The sequence below is a fragment of the Algoriphagus confluentis genome, assembly GCF_036245625.1.
GTDB classification, from domain to species: domain Bacteria; phylum Bacteroidota; class Bacteroidia; order Cytophagales; family Cyclobacteriaceae; genus Algoriphagus; species Algoriphagus confluentis.
Genome location: NZ_BTPD01000017.1, coordinates 1 through 12,031, shown reverse-complemented (window position 1 = coordinate 12,031; position 12,031 = coordinate 1). Strand labels below are relative to the sequence as shown.

Sequence of the window (12,031 nt, the reverse complement as noted above, 5' to 3'; positions counted from 1 at the left end):
TCCCAGACTCTTCCAGCCCCAAGATGACCCTAAATGCAGATCTTGGATCGACCATCAATAATTGAAATCCGGTCTGGTGAAATTCCACCGGAAGGCAAACTGCAGGAAATTGCTGGCCTGAGGTGCGATGAGGTCTTGGGCCGTCCTTCTTCTATAGGTGTGGGAAAAGTCCACAAAGAAATTGTGTTTCAACATATAGGAAGCGTTAAAATTGGTCTGGACAACCTGATTTTCCACTCCCTGACCGATAAAATTACCAAAGAGGCCGGTTGGGCTGCCTTCCAGTCTGTTTTTCAGCACATCCCCACCCCAATTGGTTTCTGGGTTTTCATCCGCTCCGAAAAGCTGATACATGCCCGTGAGATTCAAATCCAGCCGGGGAAGAGGCTGATAGCGAAGAATACCTACAAACTCGCGGAAATTGGCACCTCTGGGATGGGTGAGGGGAGTGCGCCAGTTGGAATAGGATTGATGTTCCACCTTCTCCTGAAAAGTGTAGGGCCTGGCCTGATTCCATTCCAGCTGAAAATCCAGATTGCTGATGTTCAGTGCATTGATGTATTTCAATCCGGCCTGGGCTCCATATTTGTTTCGCTTGGAACCGTCTCCGTCAATCTCGAAAAACTCTGTGAAGACAAATTCATCCAAAGCAAACTGTCCATACAGCTGCAATCCGGGAGTGACCATCCACTTTCCGTCTATCCCCAGCATGACTTTGTCCGGTGTACCCAGCTGCTGCTCCACCCATCTCACCATGACTAGGGGATTGAAGTAGTTGAAATTGATCTTGTCCGACATCACCGAAGCAAACCAGCCGAGGTTGATTTTTTTGCCTACGTTGAAGCCCATGCGGTTGTAGGAAAAATACTTTTGGGGATATCTGCCATCCGTGGGTCGGCCTCTGTCGTAAAATACATCTGCGGTCATTTGGGACCAGATATTGGTCAGCTGAAACTTCCAGACTTTTGTATTGAACTTGACAAACATATAGGGGTTGGAGAAATCCGAAATCTGGAAAGAGCGATATCCCTCCCCGGCAAAATTCCGATCGTGTCCCACCTGTACTTCAATATGCTTGGTGATCTGAAAGGACACATGACCCAAAGCGGAAAAATAGCTGTAGCCATTGTCCTGATATCTTTTCCAAAACCCTTCTCCCGGAACAGCTCCGTTGTATTGAGTGTAGTCATTTACCCAAGAGGGGAAAAAGACCTCTGAAGTGGTGAAATAGGTAAAAAAGCCCACCTTTTGGTCTACCGAACCCCTCAAAACCACCCCTCTGGCTAGTCGGGCAGGATTTTGATTGTTGTCTGTTTCGGTACCACCACTTAGATAGATGACCGGGCTGAGGTGGATATCAAACTCTTCTGAATTGTAATGGGCAAAATCCCCTGGCCGTCGGTATAATTTCTTCAGAAATGGCTTTTTCGATTCAGGAATTTCCCGCTCAGAAAACTCCCAATTATCCTGACTCAGGTAATCCAGATTGAATTGGTCTGCCTTGGACCGAATCACTTCCGGATTGGTAGCCAAGCTGTCCAAAAAACCGGCAAGGATATCTCTTCGGTAGGGTTTGAATCCGGTATTGAAAAAAGGGTTGTTTTGCCCCTGAAGGATTTCGTATCGTTCGATTTTGTGGTAATAATCTCTGTCGTAAGGCACATAGGAGCCCTGAGAAAAAGCCTGAAAGGAAACCAGGAAAATGCCCAGAGACAAAATAGACAGGGTCAGAAAGCGAAGAGTTTCTTTTTTTTGCATGGCCTTAAAGCTAAAAAAGAATCCGAAGATTTTTCATCAGGCCTTGGCTTTGTCCTTTTCCTTCTACTAAAATGACCTTAACAAAGTTTTAACCTGCCTAAAAGGAGATATCTTTATCTTTGGCAAAAAACAACGAGAAATGGTAAGAAAGATCTTGGCGGTATTTTTTGCAGTAAGCCTATTTGTACTTTCTGCTTCAGCCCAACAAACTAAGGATCAGCCCAAATTAGTGGTAGGAATCATCGTGGACCAAATGAGACAAGAGTACCTGTATCGCTTTGGAGACAGATTTGGTGAGGGAGGCTTTAAGCGATTTACCGAGCAGGGATTTATGATGACCAACGGGCATTACAACTACATCCCTACCTACACCGGACCGGGACATGCCTCTGTCTACACCGGTACCACCCCTGCTACCCATGGGATTATCGCCAATAACTGGTATGTGCGGCAGCTGAACAGGGCCATATATTGTGCAGAGGACAGTACGGTCACCCATGTAGGCGGTACTCCGGGAAATGGGCAAATCAGCCCCAGAAACCTACTTTCTACTACCATTTCAGACGAACTTCGTTTTTCTACTGCCAAAAGATCCAAAGTCGTAGGAATAGCCATCAAAGACCGTGGAGCAAGCTTGCCTGCAGGACATACCGGAGATGCCTATTGGTACGACAGCGACAATGGGGAGTGGATGACCTCAACTTATTACCATCAGTCTTTACCACAATGGGCGGCTGATTTCAATGCGAAGAAAAGACCCGATTACTACTTAGGACAGACTTGGAATACCTTGTATCCGATTGAGTCCTACGTCAATTCTCTTCCTGACAACAATGATTTTGAGGCTCCTTTTATTGGAAAAAATACTCCCACATTCCCTTACGCTCTGGATTCTTTGAGAAAGAATAATGGGGACTACGGCCTCATCGCCTCCACTCCTTATGGAAATAGTCTGACTTTGGATTTTGCCTATGCGGCGATAGAAGGAGAAAAGCTGGGGCAAAGAGGAGTGACTGATTTACTGGCAGTGAGCTTTTCCAGTCCGGATTACATCGGTCATCGATTTGGTCCTTCTTCTGTAGAAGTGGAAGACAATTACCTCAGACTGGACAAGGATTTGGCAGCATTTTTTGACTACTTGGATCAGAAAATCGGCAAAGGGCAATATCTGGTCTTTATCTCCGCAGATCATGCTGTGGCCGAAGTGCCGAGCTACATGGTCAGCGAAAAAGTTCCTGCTGGCAACTTCAATACCGGACTGATTTTGGGACAGCTCCGCGGCTTTGCTCAGGCCAAATATGGAGATGGTAACTGGATCCTGAATTTTTCCAACGAACAGGTTTTCCTTAATAAGGACTTGGCAAGAGAGAAAAATATGGATTTTGAACTTATGCAGCGGGAAATCGCCGACTATTCTCTGAGATTCAAGGGAGTGAAGGAAGCATACACTGCTGCTGATCTCAAGACAATGGAGTATAATTTCGGAAGCAAGCACTTGCTTCAGATGGGATTCAACCACAAAGCCTCTGGGGATGTTCTTTTAGTCTTGGAGCCTGCTTGGCTAGCCGGTGGTCAAAGAGGAACCACTCATGGTTCGGGATATACCTACGATACCCACGTACCCATTGCCTTCTATGGCTGGGGAATCAAGCCTGGCACCAGTTCCACCTATACCACCGTCACGGATATAGCACCTACCTTGTCGGTATTGTTGAGAATCAAATTCCCGAATGGGTCCACAGGGCAGCCAATCAAAGAGATTGTAGATTCAAATCTGCAGCGATAAACTTCAGAAATCCCGGGTACATCAGCCGGGATTTTTTATTTTTTTGAAAAAAATGTAGGGTGTTCTTTATTTTTTCTCCACTTCAGATGTTTCTTTTCCCCCTTTCATTTGTCGTCTCGAAGTTACTTCTGATGCCATTTTAGGTTTTCTTAAAATCAAGAAGGATTGGTCTTGGATTTTTTTCAATAAGTTGATTAATTTGAGTTATTCATTTTTATATATGAGCCATTCATACTCGAAAATCTGGATTCACCTTGTATTTGAAACCATTCAAAAAAGGCCTTTGATAGAAGGAAAGTTAAAAACTGTGGTCAAGGAGGCGCTGGAGGATTTTTTGTCTGAAAACTGCGAACAACCTTGCGTCTTCAGCATTTTGCCAGACCATATTCATGTATTAATCAATCTAGACAGCTCTTCATCGGTCAGAGAAATTCTGCTTCAGATTCAGGCAAAAATTTTGAGTTATCAAGAAAATCAGGGAATAGTCCCGATTTTGGAATGGGAAAGCGGATTTCATGCTCATTCGGTGAGTACAAATCGGCTTTCTTCCGAAAAAAGCGGAATCATGCGCCAAGAACTCATCCATCAGGAGCTCCCTTTGGAAGAGGAGCTAAAGTTTCTGGGGATGTAAAAAAGCCTCAGGAAGAGATCCTGAGGCTTTTTGGCTCCTATTCTGTCCAGCTCATCGGGTAATTTTCATCCACGAAGCTCAACGCATCTTTAGTCAGCATCAGGGGCTTGAACGTGTCAAGCATGACTGCATATTCTTTGGTTTCCTTGGCACCGATCGATTTTTCTACAGTTCCCGGATGGGGCCCATGGGGAAGTCCGCCCATGTGTAGGGTAAATGATCCCCGGTCTATGCCTTTTCGGCTCATAAATTCACCTTCTGCATAATAGAGCACCTCATCCGAGTCAATATTGCTGTGGTTGTAAGGGGCAGGTATAGCCAAAGGATGATAATCAAACAAGCGAGGAACAAAGGAGCAAATTACAAATCCCCAAGCCTGAAAAGTCTGGTGCACCGGAGGCGGCTGATGAATTCGTCCGGTGATCGGCTCGAAATCATGAATGGAAAGCGCATAAGGGTAGAGGTACCCATCCCAGCCCACGATATCCAAGGGGCTGTGCCCATAGTGATATTGGTGAAGCATGCCCTGTTTTTTGATTTGGACTAAGTAATCGCCCTTTTGATCTTCGATATGGAGCTCATGAGGAGGTCTTATATCTCTTTCGCAATAAGGTGAGTGCTCCAATAATTGTCCCACCTCGTTTCGGTAACGCTTTACCGTTTCGATCGGGCCATGGGATTCGATGACCAAAAGGCGGAGAGGTCCTTCTTCTGCAAATTCAAACCGATAAATCGTAGTTCTTGGAATGACCACATAGTCCCCTTTTTTCACTTCCAGCTTTCCAAATTGAGAGTACAATACTCCCTCTCCGTCGTGGATGTAAATCAACTCGTCCCCATCGGCATTTTTGAAGTAGTAATCCATTTTCCGCTGCTTGGGAGAGCAGATTCCCATCATGACGTCATTGTTCATCATCAGCATCCTTCGGGCACTCAGGTAGTCCTCTCCGGTGATCTCTACACCTGAAGTCTTGAGATGGGTCTGATTGAGTCCGTAGGCATCCGCAGGTTCCCATTTATAGGGTTTGGGAGTGCCAATGGATTTGACTTCGTTGGGATTGTAGATATGATACAGGTTGGAATAGATGCCTGAAAAGCCTTTTGAACTCACCAATTCTTCTTTGTAAAGACTGCCGTCAGGTTGCCTGAATTGGGTGTGTCGCTTGGGGGAGATTTTTCCTAATCTGAAGTAGTATGCCATGATTTTGGGTTTATATTAGCTTTTGCATGCTAATTTAGCACTTATCTCAAAGACCTATTCATCTTCTCATGTACTCTTTTGATCAACTGGGCTCCGGTTTAGAAAGTTTTGCCGGACTTTTCCCTGCCATCCAAAAAACTTGGGTTCTGATCCTCATTCCATTATTCTCAGTAATCTTTTTTCCGACAATAGCTCAGACAGGAGCTACTCTGCTTTGGTCAGATGAATTTGATCAAAATGGACTTCCAGATCCTGAAAAGTGGGCATATAATGTAGGTGACCATGGATGGGGAAATAATGAGTTGCAATTTTACACCGAAGCCAACCCTGCCAACGCCCGAGTGGAAAACGGGGTTTTGATTATCGAGGCCAAGCAGGATTCTTCCTTTGCTAAAGGATACAGCTCGGCCCGCTTAGTCACCAAAGGCAAGGCCGCCTGGCAATATGGGTACATTGAAGTCAGGGCCAAGCTTCCTGAAGGAGTGGGTACCTGGCCGGCTATCTGGATGTTGGCCGAAGAGAACCGTCACGGGGGCTGGCCAAAAAACGGAGAAATTGACATCATGGAGCATGTGGGCTACGATCCGGGTACAGTTCATGGCACGGTTCATACTGCAGCATTTAATCATACCAGAAACACCCACAAAGGAGCTCAGGTGAATGTACCTGATTTTAATTCGGAGTTTCATCTGTATGCCATCGATTGGACTGCCGAAAAAATTGATTTCTACAAAGATGGACAGCGATATTTCACGTTTGAGAATACAGGTGGAGACTATCAGGAGTGGCCCTTTGATCAGCCTTTTCATCTGATTCTGAATATTGCAGTGGGAGGAAACTGGGGTGGACAGAAAGGTGTGGATCCTGATATTTGGCCTCAGCGAATGGAAATCGATTATGTGCGAGTCTATAATCAGATGCCGAAAGGGCAATAAACTTGGCGCACTTGGAGGTATTTGTCCGAAATTTTTTGGAATGTTTCCTTTTGTCCGTTAATTAGACCAAGTTCCATTGTTAGCATTACTTACCTCATGCAAGATTCCTATACCAAAAGAAGGAAGATCAGAGCCTTCATTATCATCAGTGTTCTGCTTTTGATGCTCTATGCTAAAAATCTTCTGGAAAGACAATCATTCAAAAATATAAGCACAACCTTTACAGAAGTTTACAATGACCGCTTAGTTGTAGAAAGTTACATTTTTGATATTTCTGAAAAACTTTTCCAAATCCAGAAACTGATCGATCACTGCGATGTGGAATATGACTATTCCAAAGTCATCAATGAGATTTCAACCTATGAGGTTCAGATTCTGGAAGTGGTTACCGAATTTGAGCAAACCAAATTGACCCCTGAAGAGGCAACGTATTTGAATGATTTCAAAAAAATCATCACTCAAGACCTGAATATCAAAAGCTATGAACTGCTCTATTCCGATTCCTCAGGGGTAAACAGAGCTCAGGTCAGAATCTATGACAAAAAAATCAGCGATGCTCGGAAGGATTTGGACAACCTCAGCAATATTCAGCTTCAAGAAGGGGAAAGGATCATTACCAAAGCCAAGACTTTGATCAACCGATCTCAGATATGGGCCCAATTTGAGGTGGCCATTTTGATTATTTTGGTGGTGGTGATGTTTTTGTTCCTTTTCCGCCCGGTCAGGAGAAATGAAGGAATGATCTAACCTTAATACAGTCAAAAGGTTATTCTTGCTTTTTCCTAAAAAATTGAGTTACCATAAAAAGAGGTTGCCTCAAAAACCGTTTCGTTGTCAGTCTGAGCGGAGTCGAAGGCCATTACCAGCTTTCTGGACGACATTTCGACTTCGCTCAATGTGACAAACTTTATTTTTGAGACATCCTCGTTTTGTTTTTGGGATCAGATTGCCCAGGCTTTGTCACCTTTTTGGTAATCAATGCAGCCGTCATACCGGCCGGGAACTTCCACATATCGCAGAGCTTGGGATGCCCCGATTTCTGAGGTGAAATATCCCAGGACAGTCAGGTCGCGAAGCATATTGATAATGATCGGCTTGCGCTCTTCTCCGCTGTTTTTGAACTGTTCCTGAAGACCATTTAAGTAAGCCAGGCGATCTTCTGCACTGGCCTGAATAAAGTCACTGCCTTTTTCAGCTTTGAATTCCTTACGTATGGTGTTCAGTCCATCGATGAAGGCCTGCTGCTGCTCGGCATCATAGGTATCCTTAACCATCATCTGCATGAATTCACCGATTTTGGTAGCCTTGGCACCGGGGGTATCTGTAGTAGGAATAATGGTTTCTCCGATTTCATCCAGAAAGGCTAAATCTTCAGGGCTGAAGTTCAGATCTTTGATTTGATTTTCGGGAGCGCATCCTGTCAGGATTGCGGTGGCACCGATCATCGTACCCCCCATCATCAGTGCGACGCTTTTTAGTGCATCTCTTCTGTTCATTACTGTCATAGCTTTTATCGATTAGAGGTTTTGTCTTTTCAATTCTTCCACAGCAAAATTCGCAGCTCTTGCAGTCAGTGCCATGTAGGTAAGGGAGGGGTTTTGGGCTGCGGCAGAAGTCATGCAAGCGCCATCTGTGACGAATACGTTTTTGGCTTCCCAAACCTGATTGTTCCCATTGAGTACAGAGGTTTTTGGATCTTTTCCCATCCGGGCTGTACCCATTTCGTGGATACCCTGACCGAAGGTGTACCCAGCATCGAAAGTAGTTACGTTTTTGAATCCGGCGATTTCCAGCATTTCTGCCATATCATTCATCATGTCTTTTCGCATTTTCAGCTCATTGTCCTTGATTTCGGCACTCATGACCAGGGCTTCCATTCCCCACTTGTCTTTCACTGTGTCACTTAGTCGGATTTGATTTTCATGATAAGGGAGAATTTCACCGAAGGCTGTAAACCCGGCACTCCAAGGTCCCGGTTCGGTCAAGGCCTCTTTCATGGGAGCCCCAAAGCCCAACTCCGCCACATCTCTGGACCAGCCGCTACGGCTGGCGCCTCCCTGATAGCCAAATCCTCTCAGATAGTCTCTCTTGTCTCCGTTGATATTTCTGAATCGGGGGATATAAAGTCCGGTAGGTCTTCTTCCAAAGTAATATTTGTCTTCATAACCTTCCATTTGTCCGTTGGCACCGCAGCGGAAGTGGTGGTCCATGACGTTATGCCCCAATTCTCCGGAACTCGATCCCAATCCTCCCGGCCAAATATCAGTAGCTGAGCGCATCAAGATTGCCGTGGAGTTGAAGGCAGAAGCGCAGAGGAAGATGATTTTGGCATCAAACTCATAAGTCTGGTTGGTTTCCGCATCGAGGACCTCTACTCCTGTGGCTTTTTGGGTGTCTTTGTCATAAATCAATCTTCTTACAATAGACCATGGTCTCAAAGTAAGGTTTCCTGTAGCATCGGCAGCTGGAAGGGTGGAAGACTGGGTGCTGAAATATCCCCCAAAAGGACAGCCTAAGGAACACTTGTTTCGATATTGACAGCCCGATCTGCCAGGCAAGGGATCGGTATTGTTGGCTGGACGACCTATGGTCCAGGTTCTGGCATTTCCATAGTGTGCCTTGATTTTTTCTGCGGCATCTTTTTCCACACAGTTCATAGGAACAGGGGTTTGAAACTCTCCATCGGGAAGAATCTCCAATCCGTCTTTGGATCCGGATACGCCTATGAATTTCTCCACGTAGCTATACCAAGGGGCGAGATCCTTATATCGGATAGGCCAGTCCACAGCTATTCCTTCCTTAGCATTGGCTTCGAAGTCCACATCCGCCCAGCGGTAGGACTGACGTCCCCATAGGAGGGATCTTCCTCCCACTTGATAGCCTCTAAACCAAGTAAACGGCTTTTCTTCTACGTAAGGAGAATCACTTTCATGTGCCCACCAGTCCAGATTCAGTTCATTTAGCACATAATCTCTCCTCAGGTTGGGATGATTTTCCAGCATCTCCTGAGTTCTTCGTCCTCTATGTGGGATTTCCCAAGGTGGAAGTGTGGCAGTTTTGTAATCCTTCACATGCTCAACCACCGGGCCTCTCTCCAGGAGCAACACTTTCAGCCCCTTCTCCGTCAGCTCTTTTGCAGCCCAACCGCCGCTAATCCCTGACCCAACTACGATTGCGTCATATTTCTCATTTGCCATAAGTATGGTATTTGGTTAATTAATTTTCTTAAACGTCACAAACCTGCACGGCATGACCCAATGCAGCTATTTTATCTTCTCCTTTGGGTATGAATTCGTGAGAAACGTACCCTTTAAACCCAGAATCTACAATGGCTTGCATGATGGGCGGATAATATATTTCCTGAGATTCGTCCAGATCATTTCTTCCGGGATTACCTGCAGTGTGGTAGTGGCCAAAATACTGATGGTTGTTTCGGATGGAGCGAATGATGTCTCCTTCGTCGATCTGCATGTGATAGATGTCAAAAAGTAATTTGAAATGATCACTGGATATTCGCTTGCATAGTTCTACGCCCCAGGCTGATTTATCACACATATAGTCTTTGTGGTCCACTCGGCTGTTGAGTAGCTCCATTTGTAGGATGACCCCGTGTTTTTCGGCATCGGCCAGTATTCGCTTTATTCCTGCTTCGCAATTTTTCAAACCGGTTTCGTCATCCATTCCTCTCCGGTTTCCGGAAAAGGCAATCAGGTTTTTGTAGCCGTTTTTGGCTACCAAGGGGATGACTTCCTTGTAGTTTTTTTCCAACTGATCGTGGAATTTCGGATCATTGAATCCATCTGGTATACCAAGCTCCGCACCATTGCACATGGAGCAGTGAATGCCATACTTCTGAAGTGTTGCCCAATTGTTGGGACCGATCAGATCGATGGCTTGTACGCCGACACTCTTGATTCCCACACAAAGTTCCTCAAGAGAGAGCGGTCTCATGGACCATGCACATACGCCATGATTGATATTTCCTTTGAGTGGTGGGAATTTTTCCTCTTTCCAGTCCATGGAGGAAAGAGTTCCAAGGGTGGCACCGCTTAAAGCCAGTTTTTTCAAAATTGTACGTCTTCCGGAGTCGAAATCCATGGTTAGTTTGGGTTAGTATCAGGTTTGATTCTTTCGTCTTTGAAAAATGAAATGAAAAATAGTAAAACCAAAACGGAAATACCAGCAGGAATCAACCAAATAGAAGTCCAATCATGATTTCCGGATGGATTGAGAAAGTAATCCGATATCTGACCAGCTGCCCAAAATCCGATCAACATCCCTACTCCATAGGTAGCTAAAGTGATTAAACCCTGTGCGGAAGACTTAAATCGCTGTCCGGCGTGAGCATCCGTATAAATCTGACCGCTGACAAAAAAGAAGTCATAGCATACTCCATGCAGGGCAATTCCAACCAAAAGCATCCAAACCCCTGAATCTGCATCTCCATACGCAAAAAACAGGTAGCGGACAGCCCAAGCCAGCATGGCTACCAGGAGTGTTTTCTTGATGCCAAACCGTGAGAAAAACACCGGTAAGGCCAGCATAAAAAGCACCTCCGAAACTTGCCCGATGGTCATTTTTCCGGTGGAATTCTCCACCCCGATTTCAGTTAGGAAAGGACTGGCGTTTTGGTAATAAAAGGCAAGCGGGATGCAAATCAGAATGGAAGACAAAAAGAAAATGGCAAAATTCTTATGCTTTAACAAAGAAAGGGCATCCAATCCCAAAGCCTCTGAAAGTTTAAATCCTCCCTTTGCCTGAGCTCTCGGAGGAGTGGCTGGCAGTGTAAAACTGTAGATTCCCAAAGCCAAGGACACTAAGCTTGCCATCAGCCAGGTGTTTTTGAGCATTCCATCCGCCAACCCTCCGATACTATCCCATCCCAAGGTAGAAATCAAAAGACCGGAAGCGATCCAGCCGATCGTCCCCCAAACACGGACTACGGAAAACTCCTTGGCAGGATCTTTCATCTGATTGAAAGAAATGGAGTTTACCAAGGCCAGCGTGGGCATAAAGAGGATCATGTAAGCCAAAAGAATCGGAAAGAAACCCGAAAAATCCCCGGATTGATATAGCAAATACATCAAACCGGCACCCACCAAATGAATTGCTCCCAGAATTCTCTGGGCATGAAAATACCGGTCAGCGATCAGACCGACGATAAATGGGGCGATGATCGCTCCAAAAGATTGAGTGGAAAACGCCAAGGAAATCTCCTGATCGGCTGATTTTAAGTTGTTTCCCAAGAACGTACCCATGGTCACATACCAAGACCCCCACACGAAAAACTCCAAAAACATCATGAGTGACAGGCGAAATTTGGTCATTAGATTCATAGGGGATTGGGCTGTTTTTTTTTATAGAAAAAGTGGTTTTCTGCTTTCAGATTTAAATTTTGGGCTTTTTGCTGTATTTTAAGCATCTGTTTCCAGATTGAGAAGAAAAGGCCCGGAAAGTTTTGCGGAGCCACTCATAAACCCATGAAGCTATTGATCAGAAATTAGTCAAAATGGGTCTAGAATACCCGAAATTCCAGTTTTAATTTAATCAACCCCAGATTCAAGTAATAAGTGCAACACTAAAGGTTTAAGGAAGGAAGCCTAGGCTTCCTTCCTTAGGCTGAAGAATTAAATTAGTGTTGTCATGCAGAAATTCAATCATCTCAGCCCAGAGCAAAGGTACCAAATCGAAATTTTAATCAAACAAGGGGTGACTCAGAC

At 45.1% G+C, this 12,031-nt stretch carries 10 protein-coding genes; 4 read left to right on the top strand and 6 right to left on the bottom strand.

Features of this window, described 5'->3' with window-relative positions; all coding sequences use genetic code 11:
* Nucleotides 1–54: 54 nt before the first annotated feature.
* Nucleotides 55–1,758 carry a hypothetical protein gene (locus AAA943_RS19555; RefSeq protein WP_338226057.1) on the bottom strand — a complete coding sequence of 568 codons (1,704 nt, stop codon included), beginning with the start codon at nucleotides 1,756–1,758 and terminating at the stop codon, nucleotides 55–57.
* Nucleotides 1,759–1,897: 139 nt separating this feature from the next.
* Here AAA943_RS19555 and pafA point away from each other — a divergent pair, with 139 nt between their 5' ends.
* Together pafA and AAA943_RS19545 are read left to right on the top strand one after the other, a co-directional pair.
* Nucleotides 1,898–3,544 carry an alkaline phosphatase PafA gene (gene pafA / locus AAA943_RS19550; RefSeq protein WP_338226056.1) on the top strand — a complete coding sequence of 549 codons (1,647 nt, stop codon included), beginning with the start codon at nucleotides 1,898–1,900 and terminating at the stop codon, nucleotides 3,542–3,544.
* Between the two features lie 220 nt (nucleotides 3,545–3,764).
* Nucleotides 3,765–4,175, top strand: a complete 411-nt coding sequence (locus AAA943_RS19545; RefSeq protein WP_338226055.1) for a transposase — start codon at nucleotides 3,765–3,767, stop codon at nucleotides 4,173–4,175.
* A 37-nt stretch (nucleotides 4,176–4,212) separates the two neighbouring features.
* On the opposite strand, the gene AAA943_RS19540 is transcribed toward AAA943_RS19545, so the two are convergent.
* Entirely contained in the window at nucleotides 4,213–5,376 is a 1,164-nt protein-coding gene (locus tag AAA943_RS19540) for a homogentisate 1,2-dioxygenase (RefSeq protein ID WP_338226054.1), read from the bottom strand.
* A 68-nt stretch (nucleotides 5,377–5,444) separates the two neighbouring features.
* Between AAA943_RS19540 and AAA943_RS19535 the strand changes: the two genes are divergently transcribed.
* Both AAA943_RS19535 and AAA943_RS19530 read left to right on the top strand, forming a co-directional pair.
* Complete coding sequence (locus AAA943_RS19535; protein ID WP_338226053.1) at nucleotides 5,445–6,311, top strand: glycoside hydrolase family 16 protein; 867 nt, start codon at nucleotides 5,445–5,447, stop codon at nucleotides 6,309–6,311.
* 96 nt (nucleotides 6,312–6,407) lie between these two features.
* The gene (locus AAA943_RS19530; protein WP_338226052.1) at nucleotides 6,408–7,058 is read left to right on the top strand and encodes an MCP four helix bundle domain-containing protein; all 651 of its coding nucleotides are present in this window, start codon (nucleotides 6,408–6,410) and stop codon (nucleotides 7,056–7,058) included.
* A gap of 194 nt (nucleotides 7,059–7,252) precedes the next feature.
* On the opposite strand, the gene AAA943_RS19525 is transcribed toward AAA943_RS19530, so the two are convergent.
* Genes AAA943_RS19525 through AAA943_RS19510 form a run of 4 tightly spaced genes read right to left on the bottom strand, consistent with a single transcriptional unit; the run spans nucleotide 7,253 to nucleotide 11,647 of the window.
* Entirely contained in the window at nucleotides 7,253–7,807 is a 555-nt protein-coding gene (locus AAA943_RS19525) for a gluconate 2-dehydrogenase subunit 3 family protein (RefSeq protein WP_338221666.1), read from the bottom strand.
* A gap of 21 nt (nucleotides 7,808–7,828) precedes the next feature.
* Nucleotides 7,829–9,508: a GMC oxidoreductase gene (locus AAA943_RS19520; RefSeq protein WP_338226051.1), complete on the bottom strand. Its 1,680-nt coding sequence runs from the start codon at nucleotides 9,506–9,508 to the stop codon at nucleotides 7,829–7,831.
* Between the two features lie 28 nt (nucleotides 9,509–9,536).
* Nucleotides 9,537–10,409 (bottom strand): hydroxypyruvate isomerase family protein, encoded by an 873-nt coding sequence (locus AAA943_RS19515; protein ID WP_338226050.1) that lies wholly within the window; start codon nucleotides 10,407–10,409, stop codon nucleotides 9,537–9,539.
* A 2-nt stretch (nucleotides 10,410–10,411) separates the two neighbouring features.
* Nucleotides 10,412–11,647, bottom strand: coding sequence for a nucleoside permease (locus tag AAA943_RS19510; protein WP_338226049.1), 1,236 nt, complete (start codon nucleotides 11,645–11,647; stop codon nucleotides 10,412–10,414).
* Nucleotides 11,648–12,031 lie beyond the last annotated feature (384 nt).